This is a genomic window from Nocardioides sp. Root151, assembly GCF_001427925.1.
Lineage (GTDB): Bacteria > Actinomycetota > Actinomycetes > Propionibacteriales > Nocardioidaceae > Nocardioides.
The window spans coordinates 846601-869098 of sequence record NZ_LMGG01000007.1 but is presented as its reverse complement, the minus strand read 5'-3'; the positions used below and the strand labels follow the sequence as shown (position 1 = coordinate 869098).

Genomic DNA, 22498 nt, shown 5'->3' with positions numbered 1-22498 from the left:
GTTCCGCACCTCGCTCACTCGGTGTCCGGGTGGTCAGGTCGAATTCTGCACCCGCCGACCGCTCAGGCCCAGAGCTGGCCCTCGAGGCGGTCCTCGGCCTCGTCGATCGTGCCTTCGTAGGCCCCGGTGGAGAGGTACTTCCAGCCCGCGTCGGCCACGACGAACGCGATGTCGGCCGACTCCCCCGCCTTGACCGCCTTGGCGGCCTGGCCGATGGCAGCGTGCAGGATTGCGCCGGTCGAGATGCCGGCGAAGATTCCCTCGAGCTCGAGCAGCTCACGCACCCGGCGTACGGCGTCACGCGGGCCGACCGAGAAGCGTGAGTCGATCAGCGACGCGTCGTACAGCTCGGGGACGAAGCCCTCGTCGAGGTTGCGCAGTCCGTAGACCAGCTCGCCGTACCGCGGCTCGGCCGCGACGATCTTCACGTCCGGCTTCGCGGAGCGGAAGAAGCGGCTGACGCCCATCAGGGTGCCGGTGGTGCCCAGGCCCGCGACGAAGTGGGTGATCTCGGGGAGGTCGGCCAGGATCTCGGGGCCGGTGCCCTCCTCGTGGGCGAGGGCGTTGGCAGGGTTGCCGTACTGGTAGAGCATCACCCAGTCGGGGTGCTCCTCGGCAACCCGCTTGGCCACCCGGACCGCCTCGTTGGAGCCGCCGGCCGCGGGTGAGGAGACGATCTCGGCGCCCCACATGCGCAGCAGGAGGCGACGCTCCTCGGAGGTGTTCTCGGGCATCACGCAGACCAGGCGGTATCCCTTGAGCTTGGCGGCCATCGCCAGCGAGATGCCGGTGTTGCCCGACGTCGGCTCGAGGATCGTGCAGCCGGGGCGGAGCGACCCGTCCTTCTCGGCCTGCTCGATCATCTTCAGGGCCGGGCGGTCCTTGATCGAGCCGGTCGGGTTGCGGTCCTCGAGCTTGGCCCAGATGCGGACGTCGGGGCTCGGGGACAGCCGAGGGAGCCCGATCAGCGGCGTGCCGCCGACGGACTCCAGGAGGTTGTCGAAGCGGGTCATCCGCCGGCGACGGCAGGAAGGACGACGACCTGGTCGCCGTCGTTGAGGGTGGCCTCGAGCCCGCCGATGAAGCGGACGTCCTCGTCGTTGACGTAGACGTTGACGAAGCGGCGCAGGTCACCGTCGTCGAGGAGGCGGTCGCCGATGCCGGGGTGGTTGGCCTCGAGGTCGGCGATGAGCGCGGACAGCGTGGCGCCCTCGGCGTTCACGGCCTTCTCACCGTTGGTGTAGGTGCGCAGGATGGTGGGGATCCGAACTTCGATGGCCATCAGCCAAGTCTCCTCATCAGGCGGGATGCCTTGTTTCGGTGGTGGTGACGGTGACCTCTTCTTCGGTTACCTCACCGTCGATGATTCTGTAGGACCTGAACTCCACGGGACCGTCGTTATTCCCGTGCTCGCGCGTCGACACGAGCACGTAGTGGGCGTTCGGCTCACTCGCCAGCCCGATGTCGGTGCGGCTCGGGTAGGCCTCGGTGGCGGTGTGCGAGTGGTAGACGACGACGGGTTCCTCGTCGTTGTCCCACATCTCCTTGTAGAGCGCGAGAAGCTCGGTGGAGTCGAACTCGTAGAACGTCGGACTGCCCGCGGCGTTGACCATCTCGATGAACCGCACCGGACGGTCACTGCCCTCGGGCCCGGCGACGATGCCGCAGGCCTCGTCAGGGTGGTCCCGCTTCGCGTGCGCGACGATCGCGTCGTACGTCGCCTGGTCAATGGTCAACACGGTCCCAAGGGTAGGTGAAGCGGCGAAGCCGCCTCGACCGGAGCCCGGCCCTGAGACGCGACCTCACAACCTCACAACGCCACGTAGCCTGCGGCCATGGCTGAACTCGACCCGACCCTGGACACCGCCCTGCAGACCGTTCTTGCCCGCAACCCGGGAGAGTCCGAGTTCCACCAGGCGGTCCGCGAGGTGCTCGAGTGCCTCAACCCGGTCGTCAGGGCCCACCCGCAGTACGTCGAGGGCCGCATCATCGAGCGCCTCTGCGAGCCCGAGCGCCAGCTGATGTTCCGGGTGCCGTGGACCGACGACTCCGGCGACATCCACATCAACCGCGGCTTCCGCGTCGAGTTCAACTCCGCGCTCGGACCGTTCAAGGGTGGCCTGCGCTTCCACCCGACGGTCAACCTCGGCATCGTGAAGTTCCTCGGCTTCGAGCAGATCTTCAAGAACGCCCTGACCGGGCTGCCGATCGGCGGCGGGAAGGGCGGTTCCGACTTCGACCCGAAGGGCCGCAGCGACGCGGAGGTCATGCGCTTCTGCCAGTCGCTGATGACCGAGCTCTACCGCCACATCGGCGAGTACACCGACGTCCCCGCCGGCGACATCGGCGTGGGCGGCCGCGAGATCGGCTACCTGTTCGGGCAGTACAAGCGGATCACCAACCGCTACGAGTCCGGCGTGCTCACCGGCAAGGGCCTGGCGTACGGCGGCTCGCAGGTGCGCACCGAGGCCACCGGCTACGGCACCGTGATCTTCGCCCGCGAGATGCTCGCCACCCGCGGGCTCGAGCTCTCCGGCCGCCGCGTGATCGTCTCGGGCTCGGGCAACGTGGCGATCTACGCCGCCCAGAAGGCACAGCAGCTGGGCGCCCACGTCGTGGCGTGCTCCGACTCCGGCGGCTACGTCGTCGACGAGGACGGCCTCGACCTCGCCCTGCTCAAGCAGGTCAAGGAGGTCGACCGCGGCCGCCTCACCGACTACGCCGACCAGCGTCCGAACGCCACGCACCACGCCGACGGCTCGGTGTGGGAGGTGCCCTGCGAGATCGCACTCCCCTGCGCGACCCAGAACGAGCTCACCGCCGACCACGCGAAGGCCCTGGTCGCCGGCGGCGTGCTCGCCGTCGCCGAGGGCGCCAACATGCCGTGCACGCCGGACGCGGTGGCGGTGCTCGTCGAGAACGACGTGCTGTTCGCCCCGGGCAAGGCCGCGAATGCCGGTGGTGTCGCGACCAGCGCGCTCGAGATGCAGCAGAACGCCTCCCGCGACTCGTGGCACTTCGACCACACGGAGCAGCGGCTCGAGCAGATCATGGTCGACCTGCACGCCCGCTGTGCCGAGGCCGCCGACCACTACGGCCAGCCCGGCAACTACGTGGCCGGCGCCAACATCTCGAGCTTCATCCAGGTCGCCGACGCGATGTTGGCCCACGGCGTCATCTGACGAACCGCGTGTTCTTGATGCGCGAACCGCGTGTTCTTGATGCGCGAACCGGGGATTCTTGACGCCCGGTCAGTCCATCAGGGCTTCGACCAGGGTCTCCTGCAGATAGCCGACCCAATCGTAGATGTCGTGGGCCTGCGCCTCGGGATCGTCGTCGGGGAGGCTGTGCCAGTAGGCCTCGTCGCCGTCCTCGACACCGAGACGGGTGGCCAACGCGAGCCGCAGGTCGGTGAACGAGCGCATCCACGTCTCGGCGGTCGGCTCGTCGAGCTCGACGTCGAAGTGCAGGCCGTCCTCGGTCAGCTCCTGGGGCAGGCCGGCCTCCTCGAGACCGTCGATGATCGCGATCGCGGCCGCGGACTTGCCGTCACGCAGGGCACCCTCGGTGAACCGGCGGAACTCGGCGGAGGCCTCCTCGTCCTCGGCGTACGCCGACGGGAACAACCTGGCCAGCACCGGGTCCTCGGGCTCGTTCGTCGGGCCGGAGAAGTCCATCATCGCCTCGAACGGGTCCGTCGTCTCCGAGGGTACGGCGGCCTCGTTGCGCAGCAGCTCGACGAGCTGGGCAGCCAGCGAGCGCAGCAGCTCCGCCTCGAACCCGGTGAAGTTGGCGATGATGCTGCGACTCTTGCGGTGCCGGGCGAACCCGCTCATGCCTTCTCCATCGTGGCCCACAGGCCGTACTCATGCATGGCCTGCACGTCGCGCTCCATCTCCTCGCGGGTGCCGGTCGAGACCACGGACCGGCCGTCCTCGTGCACCTCGAGCATGAGCTTCTCGGCCTTCTTCCGGTCGTAGCCGAAGTACTTGCCGAACACGTAGGTCACGTAGGACATCAGGTTGACCGGGTCGTTCCACACGATCGTCACCCACGGCTTGGCCAGGAACGTGATCTCGTCGGGAGTGACCGTCTCCTCGACGTCGGGATCCGCATGTGCGGGGCTCGCTGTTGACACGGCTACATCGTGGCACAGTGTCCTGCGTGACCGACTCATCCGGCGCCTCTTCGACCGCCCTGCTGACCGACCACTACGAGCTCACGATGCTCCAGGCGGCCCTGGCCGCGGGCACGGCCGATCGCCGCTCCGTGTTCGAGCTCTTCCCGAGACGGCTTCCCGAGGGACGCCGGTACGGCGTGGTCGCGGGGGTCGGCCGGGCCCTCGACGCGATCGAGCGCTTCCGCTTCGATGACCACGTCCTCGGTGTGCTGCGCGAGGGCCACGTGGTCGACGGCCCCACCCTCGACTGGCTGGCCGACTACCGCTTCTCCGGCGACATCTGGGGCTACGCCGAGGGCGAGGCCTACTTCCCCTACTCCCCCCTCGTCGTGGTCGAGTCGACGTTCGCGGAGGCCGTCGTCCTCGAGACGGTGCTGCTCTCGATCTACAACCACGACGCGGCGATCGCCGGTGCGGCTTCGCGCATGACGATGGCCGCCCACGGCCGCCCGTGCATCGAGATGGGTTCCCGGCGTACGCACGAGGAGGCCGCCGTGGCGTGCGCGCGTGCGGCCTACATCGCCGGTTTCGAGACCACCTCAAACCTCGCAGCCCGTGAGAGGTACGGCGTGCCGACCGCAGGCACCTCCGCGCACAGCTTCACGCTCCTGCACGACACCGAGGAGGACGCGTTCCGCGCGCAGATCGCGTCGCTCGGGAAGGGCACGTCCCTGCTGGTCGACACCTACGACGTCAAGGAGGCGGTGCGCCTGGGTGTCGAGCTGGCCGGCACCGAGCTGGGCGCCGTACGCCTCGACTCCGGCGACCTCGGCGTGCTGGCCCACCAGGTGCGCAAGCAGCTCGACGAGCTCGGCGCGACGCAGACCCGCATCATCGTCACCAGCGACCTCGACGAGTACGCCATCGCCGGGCTCGCCGCGGCACCCGTCGACGGGTACGGCGTGGGCACGCAGCTGGTCACCGGCAGCGGACACCCGACCTGTGGCTTCGTCTACAAGCTGGTCGCGCGCGAGGGCGACGACGGCGAGATGGTGTCGGTGGCGAAGAAGAGCAAGGACAAGATCTCGATCGGCGGTCGCAAGTTCGCCCTGCGCCGGCTCGGCCCCGACGGCCGGGCGCAGGCCGAGGTGGTCGGCATCGGTGAGCCGCCGGAGAACGACGGCAACGACCGTCCCCTCCTGGTGCCGCTGGTCAGCGGTGGCGAGATCGTGGGCCGCGAGACGCTGGCGCAGGCTCGCGAACGCCATGTCTCGTCGATGGCCGAGCTGCCGTTGCCGGCCCAGATGCTCAGCAAGGGTGAGCCGGTCCTGGAGACCCAGCACATCGGCGGCTGAACCCGCGCGGGTTGTCGCGGTTGCGCCATGTCGCAACTGCGGCACCCGCGACCGCTGACACGGGTGCCGCCACGCAGGGAGAGTGCAGACAGACGAGCTCCCCGAGCTCCCTGGTAAACGAAGGACTCCCTGGCATGCCGCACCGCCGTTCCTCCTCCACCCGCGTCCGTCGACTGGCTGCGCTGACCGGCCTGGGCCTGGTCGTCGCCGGACTGACCTCAGGCCTGACCACGGGCCCGGCCACCGGCTCCCCGGGCGGAGCCGCCCCCGGCCCGGCCGGGGCCGCCGCTGGTCCCGGCCGCGGTGCCGACGACACGGTCACCCTGGTCACCGGCGACCGGGTGCACGTCCGCGACGAGACCGGCGGCCACAGCTCGGTCGTCATCGAACCCGCCGCGGGTCGGGACGGTGTCGACTTCCACCAGCTGGAGATCGACGGAGAGCTGCACGTGCTGCCCGGCGACGCCGTACCGCTGCTCGCCGCCGGCCGCCTCGACGACGACCTGTTCAACATCGACCTGTTGCTCGCCGACGGGTACGACGACGCGGCGGCCGACACGCTGCCCCTGATCGCGACCACCTCCGGCACCATGCGCGGACTGTCCACGCTGGACGGCGCGGACCAGGGCGCCACGCTGGAGAGCGTCGACGGGCGGGTGATGGAGGTCCGCAAGGACGAGGCCGCAGACTTCTGGACCTCCCTGACGCAACCGGGAACGGCCCGGATGGCGGCCGGTGTGCGGAAGCTGTGGCTCGACGGCCGGGTCCGCGCAGACCTGGACCGCAGCGTGGCGCAGATCGGTGCCCCGACCGCCTGGGAGGCCGGCTTCGACGGCGCGGGCGTCAGGGTCGCCGTGCTGGACACCGGCGTCGACACCGAGCACCCCGACCTGGCCGGGCGGGTGAGCGAGTCACGCAACTTCTCCGACAGTGCCACCGTGGCCGACCGCTTCGGCCACGGCACCCATGTCGCCGCCACGATCGGCGGCAGCGGCGACGGGTCCGACGGCCAGCGCAAGGGTGTCGCGCCGGGCTCGGACATCCTGTCCGGCAAGGTGCTCGACGACACCGGCAACGGATACGAGTCCGACATCATCGAGGCGATGGAGTGGGCCGTCGCGGCCGACGCCGACGTGGTCAACATGAGCCTCGGCGGAGGCCCCACCGACGGCACCGACCCGCTCAGCCAGGCGGTGAACGAGCTCAGCGCGAGCAGCGACTCCCTGTTCGTGGTCTCCGCCGGTAACGACGGCCCGGGCGCCTCCACGATCGGCACCCCCGGCAGCGCTGACGCGTCGCTCACGGTCGGCGCGGTGGATCGTGACGAGTCGCTGGCGGACTTCTCCAGCCGCGGCCCCCGCCTCGGGGACCTCGCCATCAAGCCCGACCTCACCGCACCCGGTGTCGACATCGTCGCCGCCCGCGCCTCCGGTACGTCGATGGGCACCCCGGTCGACGCCCTCTACACCAGGGCGAGCGGCACGTCGATGGCCGCACCACACGTCGCCGGCGCCGCCGTACTGCTCGCGCAGCAGCACCCGGACTGGACCGGTGAGCAGCTCAAGGACGCCCTGATCAGCACTGCCCTCCCGGGTGATCTCACCGAGCACGAGCAGGGCGGTGGCCGGGTCGACGTGGCGCGCGCGGTCACCCAGGCGGTGCACGGCACCGGCACGGTCAACCTCGGCGACATCAGCGACGGCCAGACCGACGCCGTGACCCGACAGATCACCTGGACCAACACCGGGGACACTGAGGTCACCCTCGACCTCGATCTCGACGTCACCGATCTCGGCGGCGACGCGCCCGCCGAGGGCTCGCTGGCCCTGGCCAGCGACAGCGTGGTCGTGCCGGCACAGGGCACCGCGGAGGTCACCCTCACGCTCGACCCCACGAAGCTCGAGCGCGGACGGTACGCCGGCCAGCTGGTCGCGACAAGTGGCGACGTCGTCGTGCACACGACGATCGGTGCGGTGAAGGCCGCACCCACCCACGAGGTCACCTTCCGGGCGGTGGGCTTCGACGGCGAGTCGATCACTGCGACACCGGTGGTGCTCACCGGTGAGGACCCGCGCTTCGACACGCTCGTGCACGTCTGGAAGGACCGCGAGGTGACCGTCGAGGTGGGCGAGGGGGACTACTTCCTCAGCGCGATGGTCACTCCGGACGTCGACGACGAGAACTCCGGGGTCGCGATCATCGATCCCGACCTCGAGGTGACCGGCGACATGGAGGTCGTGCTCGATGCCCGCAAGGCGACGAGGGTGCAGGTCCGCACACCGCTCCCGACCACGCCCCGCGGCAACCTGGGCTACTCGGCGTACCGGAAGATCGCCGGGCGCACGATCACGCACAGTGTGCAGAAGTTCGACGACACCCGCTCGATCTGGGTGACCCCGACCGAGCACGCCAAGGGCGGCGAGTTCGAGTTCACCTCGCGCTGGCAGCTGGCCGAGCCGATGGTCACCGCGACCACCGTGGGGCGCAAGCCGCTGACCCTGCTGCCGGCCCTCGAGCGCTACTCCCCGACCGTCACCGGGAGCCGGCAGCTCGAGGTGGTCGAAGCCGGGGCTGGCAAGGCCGCCGACTACGCCGGCCTCGACGTCGCCGGCAAGATCGCCCTGGTCCACCCGGCAGGCAAGGGCAGCCAGGACGTCAAGGCGGCGGTCGACGCCGGCGTGGCGATGCTGCTGATCGCGCCGAAGGAGGGCACCCAGTGGTGGACGAAGTTCACCGGCCGGGGCACCCGTCTGGCGCTGCCCGTGCTGGTGCTCTCGCCGAAGGAACGTGACCTGCTCACCGACCGCATGGCCCAGGGGCGGGTCGACCTGCGCGTCTCGGGCGTCGAGGACAGTCGTTACACCTACGACGTGGTGCAGGTCTCCGACGGCCGGGTCCCCGACCAGGTGGTCCACGAGGTGACCCGCAGGAACAGCGCGACGGTCACCGCGCGCTACGCCGAGATGGGCGGGGAGCCCTGGGCCAAGGAGCAGCGCTTCGCGTGGCGTCCGTGGCAGGCCTACACGATCATCGAGTCGCAGCGCGACCTGCACACCCCGCAGCAGCGCACCGAGACGATCTCGAGCGGCGCGGCCGACACGCTCTGGCGCCAGCACGTCCTGCACTTCTACAGCTGGGACACGATGAACCCGATCACGACCGGCGCGGTCCACGGGATCAGGACCTATCGGCCCGGCGAGAAGGTCACCTACGACTGGTTCGGCCCGGTGGTCCGCCCGGCGGTGCCGGCCGGCAACCGTCCGACCCGCACCGGCGACGCCCTCGAGCTCAAGGTCGCCGAGCTCGCCGGCAACGGCGGAACGGCGTACGACCGCGCCAAGGCCTCGGAGACCACCATGCACCTGTACGAGAACGAGCTGCTGATTGCCTCCGACGACCAGGCCTGGGGAAGCTACGACGTCGGTCAGCGGCCGGCGGACTACCGCCTCGACCTCGCGGTCGAACGCACCAAGGACACCACCTGGGAGTTCTCGACCCGCACGGACACGACCTGGAGGTTCCACTCGGAGCGGCCGGGTTCGGGATCGGCTGACCTCCCACTGCTGCAGGTCGACTACGACACTCCGGCAGGGCTCGACCACGAGGTCAGGGCAGGCAGCATCGGGGCCCTGAAGCTCTCGATCGGGCGGGTGGACGCTCCGCACCTCGCTCGCCTGGCCGACGTACGAGCCTGGGTGTCGTACGACGACGGCGCGACCTGGCAGCGGCTCGGCCTCCTCAAGTGGGGCAAGGACGGCTGGCGCACGCTGCTCAGGCACTCACGCACGGCCGACCACGTCTCGCTGCGGGTGCACGCGAAGGACGCCGACGGCAACAGCATCGAGCAGACCGTGATGCGGGCCTACGGGATCAGCTGAGCGGACCCACGTCCCCGGACCCGGGGCCATCGAGCCAGCCACGGCGAGAGATCTGCCAGGCGAGCTGCATCCGGGTCTGGGCGTGGGTCAGCGTCATCACCTCACTGATCCGGCGCTGCACGGTGCGCACGCTCATCCCGAGCCGGGTCGCGATCGCCTTGTCGCTCACCCCGGCGACCAGGAGCGAGAGCAGGGCCCGGGTCTCGTCCGCCAAAGGGTCGGTCGGGGAGGCCTCGACGAGGGCTGTCTCGCCGGGCTCGGGCGGCGCCAGCAGCGGCGAGGACCCCGACCAGTAGCTGTCGAAGAGCGCCAGCAACGCGGTCAGCAGGTTGCTGTCGCGCACCAGTGCCGCCGTCGGCTCGCTGACCCCGTCGCGACCCGGCACCAACGGGCACAGGGCGATCGAGCGGTCGGAGATCGCCATCCGCACCGGCAAGGACGGCGCGGCCCGCGCCACCTCGCCGGCCCGGACACCCTGGGCGAGGCTGTCGAGCATCCCGGTCTCCTCGAGGAGCGCCTGCTCGTAGATCACCCGGTAGCTGACGCCGCGGGCCAGCATCGCGAACTCCTCGTCGTTGTCTGCCGAAGGCATCGCCACCACGCCGGCGCGACAGAACCACAGCATCTCCGAGCGGGTCGACAGCTGCAGGTTGCGCAGCTGCTGGCGGATCGCGTCGGTGCCGCTGATCACCTCCACGAGCTGGTTGGCGTCGCGGCGGCGGATCGACGCCCGGTGCTCCTCGGTCAGCTCGTTGACCGTGATGCGGGCCCGGTCCAGCGCGTCCATGCCGCTGCGGAGCAACGGTGCGAAGCCCACGTCCGGCGGCGTCGGTGCGTAGCGGCGCGGCTCACCTCCGACGGAGGTGACCAGTCCGACGGACTGCAGGTCCTCGAGCAGTGTTCGCACCTCGGTCTCGTCCAGGCCGAGCACCTCGGCGACGTGGGCGGCCGGCGCCTCACCGACCCGCACCAGCAGCCGGTAGGCATTCTCCTGCGCGGGCCCGAGGCCCGCCGCTTGCAACGACATCGATCCATTGTCGCCGATCAGGCTCACCCACCGCACCCGGTGGCCCGAGGCATGCCGTGCGCACTACCCTCGGTCCATGAAGCGCGCACTGATCGTCGTCGACGTCCAGAACGACTTCTGCGAGGGCGGTTCCCTGGCCGTGGCCGGCGGGGCCCAGGTGGCCCACGACGTCGCCGAGCTCCTCCACCTGTGGAGCGCCCGGGGTCCCGACGCCCCCGACTACGACCACGTGGTGGCCACCAAGGACCATCACATCGACCCCGGCGCGCACTGGTCCGACGACCCCGACTTCGTCGACTCGTGGCCGGTGCACTGCAAGGTCGGCACCGACGGCGAGGCGTTCCACCCCAACCTCGACCCACAGCCGTTCGACGCGATCTTCCTCAAGGGCGAGTACGTCGCGGCCTACTCCGGGTTCGAGGGTCGCGACGCCAACGGTCACGGGCTGGTCGGCTGGCTGCGTGAGCACGAGGTGACCGAGGTCGACGTGTGCGGCCTCGCCACCGACCACTGCGTGCGGGCCACCGCCCTCGACGCGGCGGCCGAGGGCTTCACGGTGCGCCTGCTCCCCCACCTCTGTGCGGGTGTGGCGCCGGAGTCGACCGAGCGGGCCCTGGCCGAGATGCGCGAGGCCGGCGTCGACGTCGGCTGATCGTCGACGTCGGTCGACCCTCACTCGCCCGTGAAGTGCGGGTGACGCTTCTCGCCGAACGCGCGCATGCCCTCGGCCACGTCGGCGGTGCGCAACAGCATCGTCTGCGTGGTGCGCTCGTTCTCCAGTGACGCCTCGAGCTGCGCGAGTGTCGCGGCGTTGACGGCCCGCTTCGTCGCGGCCTGGGCCAGCGGGGCACCGTGGCGCAACCGCTTGACGATGCCGGCCAGCCCGTCGGCGTACTCGCTGTCGGGGAAGACGTGGGAGACCAGCCCGGCGTCGTACGCCTCGCGGCCCGGGAGCGGTTCGGCGAGCAGGGCCAGACGCATCGCCCGGGCCCGGCCGATCGAGGCGGCCACGGTGGCCGACGAGCCGCCGTCCGGCATCAGGCCGACGCGCGCGAACGCCAGCAGGAACGCGGCCGACTCGGCGCACACGGCCAGGTCGCAGGCCAGGGCCACCGAGAGCCCGACGCCGGCGGCGATGCCGTTGACCCCGGCCACGACGGGCTTGTCGCACTGCACGACGGCGCGGATCAGCAGGTTGGCCGCGTCGAGGGCGCGCACGTCGAACCCCTCGTGGGCGTTCTCCCCCGCGATGTCGGCCCCGGTGCTGAACGCACCGGCCGTGCCGGTCAGCAGCACCACGCGTACGTCGTCACGCACGCTCGCCTCGTTGAGCAGCCCGGCCGTGCCGACCACCATCTCGCCGGTGAAGGCGTTCAGCGCCTCCGGCCGGTCGAACCGGATCGTCAGCACGCCGTCGGACTCGGTCACCTGCAGCCCCGGAACCTGGTTCGTCATCCCCGCAACCTAGTCCCACGAACCGGCAATCCTTGATGCGCGAGCCAGCAGTTCTTGATTTCCAGCAACTCCCCAACAAGTGCTTGACAGTCAGGGGCGACCTGCGACACACTCCCCAAGAACCCTTTGAGAGTGAGGCGACATGAGCGACGAGAAGACGCCGGTCTCGGCCCTGCGGGCGATCGCCCACCCGGTGCGGTTGCAGATGCTGTCCCTGCTGACCAGCACCGACATGAGTGCCGCCGAGGTGGCCCGAGAGATGGACCTGACCCATGCCAACGCCAGCTACCACCTGCGCGTCCTGGTCGACGCCGGCGAGATCGTGGTGGCCGGCGAGGAGAAGATCCGCGGCGGCATCGCCAAGCGCTATCGCCACCCGTGGCAGCACGAGGCCCGTCCCGACGGATCCGGTGTGGAACCCACCGAAGACGACCCGCAGATGTACATCCGGGCCGTCGCCGAGGAGCTGGTACGCCGGTTCGGCCAGCGCAGGAGCGGCACCAGGACGTTGCTCTCGGACGCCGAGATGTGGGTCGAGCCCGAGGTGTGGGAGCAGGTGATGCAGCACGTCGAGGCAGCCTCGTCGCTGATGCACTCCCATGCCCAGCCGCCGCGCACGCCCGGCACGGTGCACGCCAACCTCACGTCACTGGCCTTCCTGATGGAGGACAAGACCACGCAGGACACGACCGGGGAGGACGGGCGATGAGCTGGAGCGCCTCCTTCGCCCCCCTGCGCGAGACGAACTTCCGCTGGTACTTCGCGGCCCGCTTCATCAGCACCACCGGCTCGATGATGGCACCGATCGCGCTGGCCTTCGCCGTGCTCGACGTCAGCAACACCGCCAGCGCGCTGGGCCAGGTGCTGGCCGCACGCAGCATCCCGCTGGTGCTGTTCCTGCTGATCGGCGGGGTGATCGCCGACCGCATCGACCGGGCCCTGGTCATGCAGGTCTCCAACCTCGTCGCCGCACTGACGCAGGGCATCGTGGCCTGGCTGGTCATCTCCGGCAACGCCGAGCTGTGGCAGCTGATCGTGCTCGAGGCGATCAACGGCACCGTCGCGGCAGCCAGCTTCCCGGCGATGGCGAGCGTCGTACCCCAGCTCGTGCCACGCAACCAGCTCCAGCCGGCCAACGTGCTGCTCTCGATGACGCGCGGCGGCCTGGCCATCATCGGCCCGTCGATCGCCGCCCTGCTCGTGGTGACCGTCGGCTCGGGCTGGGCGCTGGCCGTCGATGCACTGACCTGGCTGATCGCCTCACTGTGCCTGACCCGGCTGCACATCCCCCAGCGCGACCGCTCCGGCGACGCCGCACCGAACATGATCCGTGAGCTCAAGGAGGGCTGGTCGGTGTTCACCGGCCACACCTGGCTGTGGGTCATCGTGCTCGCCTTCGGCATCCTGAACGCGATCCACGCCGGCGCCTGGTTCACCCTCGGACCGGTCGTCGCCAAGGCCACGATCGGCGAGAAGGGCTGGGGCTACGCGGTCTCCGCCGAAGCCATCGGGCTCCTGCTGATGACCGTGGTCATGCTGCGCGTCTCGCTCAGGTTCCCCCTGCGCGCCGGCATGCTCGGCATGACCTGCTTCGCCGTACCGCTGCTGATGCTCGGGGTCGACCCGCACCTGCTCCCGCTGATCGGCGCCACGTTCATCGCAGGCGCCGGCATGGAGGTCTTCGGGATCGGCTGGAGCCTGGCCATGCAGGAGAACATCGACGAGGCTGTTCTCTCGCGCGCCTATTCGTACGACGCACTGGGCTCGTTCGTCGCGATGCCCCTGGGCCAGCTGGTCTACGGCCCACTCGGGAGCTGGTTCGGCTACCGCGACGTGCTGGTCGTCAGCGCGATCGTGTACGCCGCGGTAGCCCTGGTCACGTTGACCTCGAAGTCGGTGCGTGACCTGGAGCGGGTCCAGCTCGAGAAGGTCAGCTGACGATCTCGCAGGCCGGTCCGGTGACGCGTTCCACGGAGGTGCAGGTGTCCCTGCCCGGGCCCACGTAGGCCTGGTCACGACCGGCCCCGCCGCTGATCACGTCGTCGAGCGCACCGCCCTCGAGGACATCGTCACCCCCACCGCCGCGCGCGATCAGCCGCAGCGACCGTCCCGCCCGGAACCGCTCGGCCGCGGCGGTGCCGGTGACCGTCCACGAACCACGACTGAGCAGGAACGCCTGCACGTCGGTCACGTTGCGCACGGTGAAGGCGCCCTCGCCCACGAAGTTGCTCGCGCCGGTGGCCAGGTTCATCACCAGGCGGGTGTACGTCGGGTCGCCGGCACCCGGCTTCGTCCACTCGAAGGTCAGCAGGTTCTTCCCCGGACCGCCGTCGACCTCCTGGCTGGTGCCGCGGGAGAAGACGTCCCAGATCTCGTCGTTGCCGGCTCCACCGAGGAGGCGGTCGACTCCGGCCCCGTGGTCGTCGAGGTAGTCGTTGCCGTCACCGCCGAGCAGCGTGTCGTGACCCTTGCTGCCCATCAGGGAGTCGTTGCCGCCCTGCCCGTCGAGGAGGTCACGATCGGCCCGCTGGAGCTGGTTGTAGGTGCCGTCACCGAGGGAGTCGTCGCCGGCGCCCGCGCGGATCACGTCGTCGCCCGATCCGCCCCAGATCTTGTCGTTCCGACCACTGCCCTGCACGACGTCGTCGTGCGGCGAGGCGAAGAACTCGAACCGTCCTGTCGTCGGCACCCGGTCACGCCCCTCGCCGGTGACCACGCCGGTGGCCAGGTTGGCCCGGATCGCGGTGGCCGAGGTGCTGTAGGTGATCCGCTTGTCGAGGTTGTACGTCGTGGACGTGCCGGGCTGGAGCACGTCGTCGCCGGGGCCGCCGCGCAGCACGTCGTTGGGCAGCGGGCCCTCGACGTCGTCGTAGTCGTCGATGACCGCACCCTGCCCGCCGTACAGCCTGTCGTTGCCGGCACCACCGTCGAGCCGGTCGGCGCCGACGTCGCCACAGATCACGTCGTCACCAGCGCCGCCGTTGATGACGTCGTGTCCGGCCAGGCCCACGATCACGTCCCGGTGCCGGGTGCCGTTGATCGTGTCGTTGCCGGGTGTGCCGACGATGGTGGCCCGCAGACCGTGGCAGGTGTGCGGCGCCGCCGTCGCCGGCGCGGCCAAGGGTACGACGAACGCGCCCGTGAGCGCCACGCCTCCGGCGATGCACATGCGCGCGGCCAGGTTGAGTCCCATGTTCGTTCCCCCGAGTCGTCCGGACGTGCGGCACCGACCGCGCCGGTGGCCCTACAGACATGGACGCAGCCCGGCACCGAAAGGTTGCCGGCCGGCTCGGGAAATCTCAGGAGGTCACGACGCGCACCACTTCGCGGCCAGCGTGGTCACCACGTTGTAGTTGCGGTTCGTGGCCACGCCCAGGTGCCTGGCCACGTTCATCGGGTCGACCGTGCCCTCCCGGTAGCCCTCCCCCATCAGCAGGTGGCAGGCCCGGCCGCGCACCACGGCGCGGTGCCCGTCGCGGGCCAGCCCGTCGATGGTCGCCATTGCGTCGGCGGTGAGCGGCTCCTTGAGCAGGTAGACGTAGTGGCGGCTCAGCTCGGGCGCGTGCAGCTCCTCGGCGTCGCGCCCGATCTGCGCGAACTCCGCGGTGGTGAACACCATGGTCGGCACCTCGAAGCCACGGTCGGCGAGGAACGCGTCCTCGAGGGCGACCTCGATCTTCGCGGTCGACCGCATCGCGGTCGTCAGCCTGACGTTGCCGGTGTTGATGTGCGTCTCCACGTCGGTGAAGCCGGCGCCCTCGACGGCAGCCTTGATGGCGTCCTTGGGGAACTTGCGGTTGGCACCCAGGTTGATCGCGCGCAGGAAGGCGACGTACGACGGCATGGCGTCGAGGTTAGCGACAGTCGCTACCCTGCGTGTCATGCCGGACGAGGTGGAGATCGGGTCGCCGCTGCGGCGTGCGTTCGCGCACAACGACTACGCCCGCGAGCGACCGCTGTTCGACGCCCTCGCCCACGGCTTCACGGCGATCGAGGTCGACGTGTTCCTCGAGGGCGGTCGGCTGCTGGTCGGCCACGGCACGAAGGACCTTCTCCCCGACCGCACCTTCGAGTCCCTCTACCTCGAACCGCTCGGGGCACTGGTCGAAGACCGCGGGCACGTCTGGCCGGACTGGCCGCTGACCCTGTTGATCGATGTCAAGAGCGAAGCACGGTCGTCGTACCTTGCGATCCACAATGCCTTGGCCCGCCGCGCTGACCTCTTCACCCAGCACCGCAACGACGGCCGCCTCAGCGGACCCGTCACGGTCGTGGTCAGCGGCCACACCGATCCGGTGCTGATGGCCTCGCAGCAGGTGCGCTACGCGACCCGCGACGGCAGGCCGGGAGACCTCGTCGACGGGCTGTCCGCGGTGACCACCACGATCAGCGCCAAGTTCGGCAAGCTCTTCGACTGGGACGGGCGCGGGCGCATCCCGTCCGGCGAACGGGAAGGCTTGCGGCGCGTGGTCAGCGAGATCCACCGGACCGGTCGCAGCGCCAGGTTCTGGGGCACCAACCAGCACATGTGGCCCGAATTGCTGTCCGCCGGGGTCGACCAGATCATCGCCGACGACCTCACCGCGCTGCGCGAGTTTCTCCTTGCCCATGACGGGGCATCACGACCCGCGTGAACCATCAGCCCCCGCCGTCGACCACCCGTTCCACCGTGCAGCGAATCGTCGCGCTCCCGTTCGTGCCGTTCGTGATGCTCTGGGACCTGCTCTGCTGGATCGGTCGCGGCATCGCCCGGGCGTTCGGCGCGCTGTTCGCGGCGATCGGCCGCTTCGTCTGGTGGCTGCTCTTCCCGGTCCGCTGGGCGTGTGCCCAACTGTGGCGCGGGTTGTGCGCTCTTGGCGGGGTGCTGGCCACAGGCCTGGGCTGGGTGTGGCGCCGGGTGCTGCGACCCGTGCTGCTCATCGTGCTGTTTCCGTTCGTGTGGATCGCGGACGCGGTCCTCGGCCTGATCGCCTGGCTGGGGCGCGGTGTCGCCGCGGGATGCCTCTGGGTCTGGCGACGGCTCCGTCCGGTGCTCACCATCGCGGCGGGCATGGCGGCGGCGTGCTGGCGATGGCTGGCCCGGGTGGCCGGCCACCTCTGGAGGGGCGTGACCCGGGTGGCCCTCGTCCTCTACTGGCCGTTCCGCCCGGTGGTGAAGGCCGTCGGCGTGGTCGCCCGTGCGGTGGGCCGCGCCGTGTCGCGCACGGCTGCCGCCTGTCGCGACTGGGCGCGCGGCGTGCGCTCGTGGATCTGGCAGTAGTCGGCAGACGTCAGTCGAGGTGCCGGAACTCCGCCCACAGGTCGCGCCACGGGGTGAGCGGTCCGGTGCAGATGGCGATCGGCTCGCCCTGCTCCTCGTTGTCGACGCCCTCGCCGCTGTCCAGACGCGCGACGACCTCGCACGACGTGAAGTGACGTTCGATCGACGCCAGTTGGGCGCCGACCATCACGATCGTGTCAGCATCGTCCGGCGGGCGTGCTACGTACCAGAGCTCGTTCTGGCCGCTGTACGGCGCGGGCAGGTCGGCGCCGAAACGGTCCACCGCCCCCACCTCGCCGTAGTTCGAGGTGATGATCGGCACGTCGCCGCCGCCGGCCTGTTCGTGCGCGCGGGCCACCTGCGCGACGTACTCGGGCCAGCCGACGGTGTCACCGACCAGCGGGCTGACGTCGGGGATCGGGGTGTCACCCACCGCATCCACCGGCACCAGGGGCAGGGCGAGCACCAGAGCCACCGCTGCGTTGAGGGCCACCCCGCCCGCCACGAGGGCCGTGCGGCCGCGGTGCCACACGGTCCAGTCGGCGACCGGCACACAGCCGGCGGCGAACATCACCGGCAGCAGCCCCATCAGGTAGTGCACCTGTGCGCCGCTGCCCCACGTGAAGGCGACCAGCACGACGAAGGCGACCGCCAGCCAGCGATGCTCGGGCCAGTCGGGACGCCGCACCAGCGACACGAACCCGGCCACCCAGATCGGCAGCAGGGGCACCCCGAGAAGCAAGGCCAGCATCAGCCAGACCTGGGTGCGCACCTCGTCGGCGTTGTTGTCGGCCAGCGCCTCGCCCATCGCGAGCTGCGGCCAGTCGTGGGTCGCCTGGAAGACCAGGTTGGGCGCGGCCACCAACAGTGCCAACCCGACTCCGCCCCACAGCTCGGGACGCCGCCACACCCGACGCGGCCCCACGAGCAGGAGGCCGAGCACCAGGCCGGCGGCGAGCACCACCACCAGCCAGCGGTTGTACGTCGACAGCCCGCCGAGCACACCGGTCACCAGCCACCAGCGCGGGGAACGCATGGCTCGCAGCACCGTCCACACCAGCGCGGGCCAGAGCAGGAGGTCGACGGTCGAGGTGACCAGCAGGTGCCCGATCATCAACGTGGCGGCGGCGAATCCGTAGCCCCACGCCGCAAGGGCCTGTGCCCGCCGGCTGCCGCCGAGCTCGCGCGTGATCGCGGCGATCACCAGCACCGAGGCGGCCACGCACACCGTCGCCGGAATGCGCAGCGCCCACTGCTGGTCGGCGATCAGGTCGCGGGTCAGCCGGGCCAGGAACGGGGTCAGTGGCGGCTGGTCGACGTACCCGGTGTCCGGAGGAAGCATCCGGAAGTACAACTCGTCGCGGTGATAGCCGTAGCCACCGCTGAACACGGACAACACGAGCGCGACGGCGCCCGCGGCGTACCAGTCCCCGCGCAGGCGCATGCCGATCACATTAGTGGGTATCGCCGGAGGTTCGTCGGGGGTGGCCCGTGCCCTGGGTGCGTGCATCGCAAGGCGGAGGAGCGATGGCGGGGCGGAGCCCCGTCGAGTCTCCGACAACGCCGCGAGGTGCGTGCACAGGGTGCGAGACACACGACGAACCTCCGGTGATGCCCATTAGGTCAGCAGGAAGGACGCCCGCCATGCCTTGCGGTTCGCGCCGCCGCCGACCATGCCCTGCTCCTCGAGGTAGGGCATGACCTTCTCGCCCATCCACGCGATCGTGGCGCGGTAGTTCGGGTTGCCCAACGCCGTACGCCGTCCGAGCTGCGGGTCGATGCCGACCGCCTTGTAGACGTCGGGGTGCACCAGCGAACGCATCATGATGAAGGCACCTTGCGCGGTGAGGGTCTGCGCCCAGAGGCGCTCGGCGCGCGACATCGTCGCCACCGACTTCTCCAGCTCCTCCCGGGCGAAGGTGACGTGGCGGGCCTCCTCGAGCACGTGGATGCGCGAGACCATGCGGACCAGGGGCTGGATGCGCTCGTCCTTCATCATGTCGCGCTGCCAGCGGTCGACCGGCTCCTCGCCGATCAGGATCGAGGCGTACGCCGCGGCGCCACGCGCGATCGGCGGGAAGACCCGCGCCAGCTTGTGGATGTGCGGCCTGGGCCCGTAGGCCGGGGCGCCGAAGGTGCCGATCGCCTTGCCGAACATGGTGGAGTGGCGGCACTCGTCGGCGATCTCGGTCAGCGCGTAGTGCGTGCGGCCGGTGCGCGGGTCGCTGCGATAGACGTCGCGGAGCAGGATCTCCATCAGCAGGATCTCGAACCACAAGCCCACGCTGGCGATCGAGGCCACCTCGTGCTTGGTCAGCTCGATCTGCTGCTCCGGGGTCAGACCGTCCCACAGGTCGGTGCCGTAGAGGGAGGTGCGCTCGGGCTGCATCCAGTGCAGGCCGGGCACCGGCGGTGCGTCCCAGTCGATGTCGACCTCGGGGTCGTAGGACTGGCGGGCCGACGACTTCAGGAGGCGGTCGGAGAGCGGATCCATGAGGGCCACGAGCGAGGTCCTTTCGACATTGGCACGACGTTTAACTGTAACTTCGAGTAACACTAAGGCTAGAGTGACTCACATGACCCGACCAGTCAAGGGATCCACAGACGGCCGCACCACCCGATGGGACGCCCACCGAGACCAGCGACGTGCCGACTTCGTGGCAGCCGCAGTGGCCTCGATCGACCGACACGGGCCCGATGTGGGCATCGCCGCGATCGCCGAGGAGGCCGGGGTCAGCAAGCCCGTCCTCTACCGCTACTTCTCCGACAAGGCCGAGCTGCACGCCGAGGTCGGCAGCTGGGCGGCCCAGCAGGTGCTCGACCGGATCGTCCCGGCGCTCCTCGCCGACGCCCCGATCCGCGACAAGGTGGCGCGCGGCGTCGACGGCTACCTGTCCACGATCGCCGAGCACCCGCAGGTGTTCCTGCTCCTCGTGCGCCACCGCAGCGACGGCAACGACCCCCTGGCCGACGGCAAGCAGCGCATCGCCACGACCTTCGCGCGGATCCTCGGCGACACCCTGCGCCACCTCGGCGTCGACGCGGCGGGCGCCGAGCCGTGGTCGCACGGACTGGTCGGCCTCGGACTCAGCACCGGCGAGTGGTGGCTGACTCGCGAGACGATGTCGCGCGAAGCCGTCGCGCGCTACCTGACCGCCTTCGTGTGGCATGCGTTCGAGGGCATCTCCCTGGAGTACGGCGTCCCACTCACCGCACTCGACACACCCTCGAAGAAGCCGACCCCGATCACGAAGGGACGACGCACATGACGGTCCGCGAACACGACCCCTACGAGCTCGACGAGTGGTCCGGCGCCGCGACGGTGATCACCGAGGAGACCGAGATCCCGGTCGAGGTCACGCTGCGCGGATCGTTCCAGCCCATCGACGGCCACTTCCACTGGTACGGACGGATCGCTCCCAACGTCGCACTGTCAGAGACCTGCCGCGGCGGAGCGAACGTGGCAGTCCGCGCGGGCGATCTCACCGCCCCGGCCCGCCTCAGTGACGTCGATCCCTGGGGCAGGTTCCGCGTCACCGGCACCGGTCGGCCGCCCTTCCCGGCCGCCGCCCCTGCCACCACCTCGCCCGCCGACTGAGGAAGTCACTCCACGACGGCCGGACCAGGCTCTCTGGATTTACATAGGCTTCCTATGCAATAATGGATGCATGGCACAACCACCTGACCCGCTCGCCCTGGCCGGCGACCTCGTCACGTACGCCGCCCGCGTCCTGCGCGCCTCGCGCCAGAACATCCACGAGACACCCGCCGCGGGCATGCGCGTGCTGTCCCTCATCGACGAGCACGGGCCGTCGGGCATCAGCGCCCTCGCGGCGTACGACCGCACCTCGCAACCCACGATGTCCGGCGCCGTCGCCGGCCTCGTCGAGCGCGCCTGGGTCGAGAAGACCGTCGACCCGACCGACGCCCGCGCGTCACTCGTGCACCTCACCGATGCCGGGCGCACGGCGCTGGCCGTCGTACGACGCCGCAACGCCGAGGCCGTGGCCTCGGCCATCGACGCACATCCCACCCTGACCACCGAGGATCTCGCCACGGCCGTCGCCGTGCTGCGCGGAGTCCTCGAAGGCACGTCCCCGAAAGGCACGCAGTGACCACCGCACCACCGACCGACCACTCCCCCGCTCCCACCTTCCGCGACACGTTCCGGCAGCCCCGGGCCGTGTGGGCGGTGGCCTTCGCCTGTGTCATCACGTTCATGGGCATCGGCCTGGTCGACCCGATCCTCAAGCCGATCGCCGACGAGCTCGGGGCAACCCCGAGCGAGACCTCGCTGCTGTTCACCAGCTACATGGCGGTGATGGGCGTCGCGATGCTCATCACCGGCGTCATCTCCTCGCGCATCGGCGCCAAGCGGACGCTGCTCAGTGGCCTCCTGCTGATCATCGTGTTCGCCGGCCTGGCCGGCATGTCCGACTCGATCGGCGCCATCGTCGGGTTCCGCGCCGGCTGGGGGCTGGGCAACGCACTCTTCGTGGCCACCGCCCTCTCGACGATCGTGGTGGCCTCGGCCGGCACGGCCGGGCAGGCGGTCATCTTCTTCGAGGCCGCACTCGGACTGGGCATCGCGGTCGGACCGATCGTCGGCGGACAGCTCGGCTCGATCTCGTGGCGGGCGCCGTTCTTCGGCGTCTCCGTGCTCATGCTGATCGCGCTGATCGCCACCGCGTTCCTGCTGCCGCCGACGCCGCCCTCGCCACGCAAGACCTCGCTCGCCGACCCGTTCAAGGCGCTGCGCCACCCCGGCCTGCTGACCATCGCGTTGACCGCGCTCTTCTACAACATGGGCTTCTTCACGCTGCTCGCCTTCGCACCGTTCCCGCTCGACATGACCGCCTCGCAGGTCGGCTGGATCTTCTTCGGCTGGGGCCTGTTCCTGGCCGTCGCCTCGGTGTGGACCGCCCCCGCGCTGCAACGCCGCTTCGGCACGGTGCCGACCATCCTGGTCGCCCTCGCGCTCTTCGCGGCCGACCTCGCCGTGATGGCGCTGTTCACGGAATCGAAGACGGTCCTGGTGGTCGGCATCATCGTCGCCGGCGCGTTCCTCGGCATCAACAACACCCTCATCACCGAGGCGGTCATGGGCGCTGCTCCGGTCGAGCGGCCTGTCGCCTCCTCGGCGTACAGCTTCGTGCGCTTCTCCGGCGGTGCGGTCGCACCGTGGGCCGCCGGTCGTCTCGGCGAGGAGATCAACGCCAGTGCGCCGTTCTGGATGGGTGCGGGCGTCGTCGTGATCGGCTTCATCATCATGGCCGTCGGCAGCAAGCACCTCCGCGTGCACCACGAAGCGCCGTCCGCCCACTCCTCCGAGGAGGCCGAGGCGGTGCTGGTCGGCGACATCGACTGACCACGTCGTACGACGAACCGGCCGGGGCTGTGGAT

General features: G+C 70.2%; 23 protein-coding genes. 12 read left to right on the top strand and 11 right to left on the bottom strand.

Translation table 11 applies throughout. From position 1 onward, the window contains the following. Positions 1-62 precede the first annotated feature (62 nt). Genes ASD66_RS21655 through ASD66_RS21645 form a run of 3 tightly spaced genes read right to left on the bottom strand, consistent with a single transcriptional unit; the run spans position 63 to position 1739 of the window. Entirely contained in the window at positions 63-1013 is a 951-nt protein-coding gene (locus tag ASD66_RS21655) for a PLP-dependent cysteine synthase family protein (protein WP_056892193.1), read from the bottom strand. After that, on the bottom strand, positions 1010-1282 hold the full coding sequence (locus ASD66_RS21650) for a MoaD/ThiS family protein (protein ID WP_056675417.1): 273 nt from the start codon (positions 1280-1282) through the stop codon (positions 1010-1012). Before ASD66_RS21650 ends, ASD66_RS21655 begins: the two co-directional genes overlap by 4 nt. A gap of 16 nt (positions 1283-1298) precedes the next feature. Next, entirely contained in the window at positions 1299-1739 is a 441-nt protein-coding gene (locus ASD66_RS21645) for a Mov34/MPN/PAD-1 family protein (protein WP_056675414.1), read from the bottom strand. Between the two features lie 96 nt (positions 1740-1835). Between ASD66_RS21645 and gdhA the strand changes: the two genes are divergently transcribed. Continuing rightward, complete coding sequence (gene gdhA, locus ASD66_RS21640) at positions 1836-3182, top strand: NADP-specific glutamate dehydrogenase (RefSeq protein WP_056675411.1); 1347 nt, start codon at positions 1836-1838, stop codon at positions 3180-3182. Between the two features lie 69 nt (positions 3183-3251). Here the strand turns inward: gdhA and ASD66_RS21635 are convergent, their stop codons facing one another. Both ASD66_RS21635 and clpS read right to left on the bottom strand, forming a co-directional pair. Next, the gene (locus ASD66_RS21635; protein WP_056892192.1) at positions 3252-3836 is read right to left on the bottom strand and encodes a DUF2017 domain-containing protein; all 585 of its coding nucleotides are present in this window, start codon (positions 3834-3836) and stop codon (positions 3252-3254) included. Next, positions 3833-4138, bottom strand: a complete 306-nt coding sequence (gene clpS, locus ASD66_RS21630; RefSeq protein ID WP_056675405.1) for an ATP-dependent Clp protease adapter ClpS — start codon at positions 4136-4138, stop codon at positions 3833-3835. Before clpS ends, ASD66_RS21635 begins: the two co-directional genes overlap by 4 nt. Before the next feature lie 17 nt (positions 4139-4155). Here clpS and ASD66_RS21625 point away from each other — a divergent pair, with 17 nt between their 5' ends. Beyond that, the gene (locus tag ASD66_RS21625) at positions 4156-5475 is read left to right on the top strand and encodes a nicotinate phosphoribosyltransferase (protein ID WP_056892191.1); all 1320 of its coding nucleotides are present in this window, start codon (positions 4156-4158) and stop codon (positions 5473-5475) included. A gap of 134 nt (positions 5476-5609) precedes the next feature. Then, complete coding sequence (locus ASD66_RS21620) at positions 5610-9353, top strand: S8 family peptidase (protein ID WP_056892190.1); 3744 nt, start codon at positions 5610-5612, stop codon at positions 9351-9353. On the opposite strand, the gene ASD66_RS21615 is transcribed toward ASD66_RS21620, so the two are convergent. Beyond that, a complete protein-coding gene (locus ASD66_RS21615; RefSeq protein WP_056892359.1) occupies positions 9346-10380 on the bottom strand; it encodes a helix-turn-helix domain-containing protein in 1035 nt (344 codons plus the stop codon). The genes ASD66_RS21620 and ASD66_RS21615 overlap by 8 nt on opposite strands. A gap of 76 nt (positions 10381-10456) precedes the next feature. Between ASD66_RS21615 and ASD66_RS21610 the strand changes: the two genes are divergently transcribed. Next, positions 10457-11032 carry a nicotinamidase gene (locus tag ASD66_RS21610; protein ID WP_056892189.1) on the top strand — a complete coding sequence of 192 codons (576 nt, stop codon included), beginning with the start codon at positions 10457-10459 and terminating at the stop codon, positions 11030-11032. Between the two features lie 20 nt (positions 11033-11052). Here the strand turns inward: ASD66_RS21610 and ASD66_RS21605 are convergent, their stop codons facing one another. Next, positions 11053-11835, bottom strand: a complete 783-nt coding sequence (locus ASD66_RS21605; protein WP_056675392.1) for an enoyl-CoA hydratase — start codon at positions 11833-11835, stop codon at positions 11053-11055. 142 nt (positions 11836-11977) lie between these two features. Between ASD66_RS21605 and ASD66_RS21600 the strand changes: the two genes are divergently transcribed. After that, positions 11978-12544, top strand: coding sequence for an ArsR/SmtB family transcription factor (locus tag ASD66_RS21600; RefSeq protein ID WP_056892188.1), 567 nt, complete (start codon positions 11978-11980; stop codon positions 12542-12544). After that, positions 12541-13773: an MFS transporter gene (locus ASD66_RS21595; protein WP_056892187.1), complete on the top strand. Its 1233-nt coding sequence runs from the start codon at positions 12541-12543 to the stop codon at positions 13771-13773. The genes ASD66_RS21600 and ASD66_RS21595 overlap by 4 nt, the downstream gene beginning before the upstream one ends. Here ASD66_RS21595 and ASD66_RS21590 read toward each other — a convergent pair. Further along, positions 13766-15028: a calcium-binding protein gene (locus ASD66_RS21590; protein ID WP_056892186.1), complete on the bottom strand. Its 1263-nt coding sequence runs from the start codon at positions 15026-15028 to the stop codon at positions 13766-13768. The two genes, ASD66_RS21595 and ASD66_RS21590, sit on opposite strands and share 8 nt — an antisense overlap. A gap of 114 nt (positions 15029-15142) precedes the next feature. Beyond that, positions 15143-15679, bottom strand: a complete 537-nt coding sequence (locus ASD66_RS21585) for a DUF1697 domain-containing protein (protein WP_056675382.1) — start codon at positions 15677-15679, stop codon at positions 15143-15145. 37 nt (positions 15680-15716) lie between these two features. On the opposite strand from ASD66_RS21585, the gene ASD66_RS21580 reads away from it, so the two are divergent. Further along, positions 15717-16469: a hypothetical protein gene (locus tag ASD66_RS21580; RefSeq protein ID WP_056675379.1), complete on the top strand. Its 753-nt coding sequence runs from the start codon at positions 15717-15719 to the stop codon at positions 16467-16469. Further along, complete coding sequence (locus ASD66_RS21575; RefSeq protein WP_056675376.1) at positions 16466-17095, top strand: hypothetical protein; 630 nt, start codon at positions 16466-16468, stop codon at positions 17093-17095. The genes ASD66_RS21580 and ASD66_RS21575 overlap by 4 nt, the downstream gene beginning before the upstream one ends. 10 nt (positions 17096-17105) lie before the next feature. Here ASD66_RS21575 and ASD66_RS21570 read toward each other — a convergent pair whose 3' ends face one another. Further along, entirely contained in the window at positions 17106-18539 is a 1434-nt protein-coding gene (locus ASD66_RS21570; RefSeq protein ID WP_056675374.1) for a glycosyltransferase family 39 protein, read from the bottom strand. 174 nt (positions 18540-18713) lie between these two features. Next, entirely contained in the window at positions 18714-19589 is an 876-nt protein-coding gene (locus tag ASD66_RS21565) for an AurF N-oxygenase family protein (RefSeq protein WP_056679020.1), read from the bottom strand. An 82-nt stretch (positions 19590-19671) separates the two neighbouring features. On the opposite strand from ASD66_RS21565, the gene ASD66_RS21560 reads away from it, so the two are divergent. From ASD66_RS21560 to ASD66_RS21545, 4 genes are all read left to right on the top strand, one after another. After that, the gene (locus tag ASD66_RS21560) at positions 19672-20364 is read left to right on the top strand and encodes a TetR/AcrR family transcriptional regulator (RefSeq protein WP_056892185.1); all 693 of its coding nucleotides are present in this window, start codon (positions 19672-19674) and stop codon (positions 20362-20364) included. Continuing rightward, positions 20361-20693: a DUF4873 domain-containing protein gene (locus ASD66_RS21555; protein WP_056892184.1), complete on the top strand. Its 333-nt coding sequence runs from the start codon at positions 20361-20363 to the stop codon at positions 20691-20693. Before ASD66_RS21560 ends, ASD66_RS21555 begins: the two co-directional genes overlap by 4 nt. A gap of 70 nt (positions 20694-20763) precedes the next feature. Next, entirely contained in the window at positions 20764-21210 is a 447-nt protein-coding gene (locus ASD66_RS21550; RefSeq protein ID WP_056675363.1) for a MarR family winged helix-turn-helix transcriptional regulator, read from the top strand. Beyond that, positions 21207-22463, top strand: coding sequence for an MFS transporter (locus ASD66_RS21545; protein WP_082563457.1), 1257 nt, complete (start codon positions 21207-21209; stop codon positions 22461-22463). Before ASD66_RS21550 ends, ASD66_RS21545 begins: the two co-directional genes overlap by 4 nt. Positions 22464-22498 lie beyond the last annotated feature (35 nt).

Bases quoted from the DNA above. Each gene is read 5' to 3' on its own strand.
- ASD66_RS21655 (WP_056892193.1), bottom strand. From the start codon at position 1,013: ATGACCCGCTTCGACAACCTCCTGGAGTCCGTCGGCGGCACGCCGCTG.
- ASD66_RS21650 (WP_056675417.1), bottom strand. From the start codon at position 1,282: ATGGCCATCGAAGTTCGGATCCCCACCATCCTGCGCACCTACACCAAC.
- gdhA (WP_056675411.1), top strand. From the start codon at position 1,836: ATGGCTGAACTCGACCCGACCCTGGACACCGCCCTGCAGACCGTTCTT.
- ASD66_RS21635 (WP_056892192.1), bottom strand. From the start codon at position 3,836: ATGAGCGGGTTCGCCCGGCACCGCAAGAGTCGCAGCATCATCGCCAAC.
- ASD66_RS21620 (WP_056892190.1), top strand. From the start codon at position 5,610: ATGCCGCACCGCCGTTCCTCCTCCACCCGCGTCCGTCGACTGGCTGCG.
- ASD66_RS21615 (WP_056892359.1), bottom strand. From the start codon at position 10,380: ATGTCGTTGCAAGCGGCGGGCCTCGGGCCCGCGCAGGAGAATGCCTAC.
- ASD66_RS21610 (WP_056892189.1), top strand. From the start codon at position 10,457: ATGAAGCGCGCACTGATCGTCGTCGACGTCCAGAACGACTTCTGCGAG.
- ASD66_RS21605 (WP_056675392.1), bottom strand. From the start codon at position 11,835: ATGACGAACCAGGTTCCGGGGCTGCAGGTGACCGAGTCCGACGGCGTG.
- ASD66_RS21600 (WP_056892188.1), top strand. From the start codon at position 11,978: ATGAGCGACGAGAAGACGCCGGTCTCGGCCCTGCGGGCGATCGCCCAC.
- ASD66_RS21595 (WP_056892187.1), top strand. From the start codon at position 12,541: ATGAGCTGGAGCGCCTCCTTCGCCCCCCTGCGCGAGACGAACTTCCGC.
- ASD66_RS21590 (WP_056892186.1), bottom strand. From the start codon at position 15,028: ATGGGACTCAACCTGGCCGCGCGCATGTGCATCGCCGGAGGCGTGGCG.
- ASD66_RS21585 (WP_056675382.1), bottom strand. From the start codon at position 15,679: ATGCCGTCGTACGTCGCCTTCCTGCGCGCGATCAACCTGGGTGCCAAC.
- ASD66_RS21580 (WP_056675379.1), top strand. From the start codon at position 15,717: ATGCCGGACGAGGTGGAGATCGGGTCGCCGCTGCGGCGTGCGTTCGCG.
- ASD66_RS21570 (WP_056675374.1), bottom strand. From the start codon at position 18,539: ATGCGCCTGCGCGGGGACTGGTACGCCGCGGGCGCCGTCGCGCTCGTG.
- ASD66_RS21565 (WP_056679020.1), bottom strand. From the start codon at position 19,589: ATGGATCCGCTCTCCGACCGCCTCCTGAAGTCGTCGGCCCGCCAGTCC.
- ASD66_RS21560 (WP_056892185.1), top strand. From the start codon at position 19,672: ATGACCCGACCAGTCAAGGGATCCACAGACGGCCGCACCACCCGATGG.
- ASD66_RS21555 (WP_056892184.1), top strand. From the start codon at position 20,361: ATGACGGTCCGCGAACACGACCCCTACGAGCTCGACGAGTGGTCCGGC.
- ASD66_RS21550 (WP_056675363.1), top strand. From the start codon at position 20,764: ATGGCACAACCACCTGACCCGCTCGCCCTGGCCGGCGACCTCGTCACG.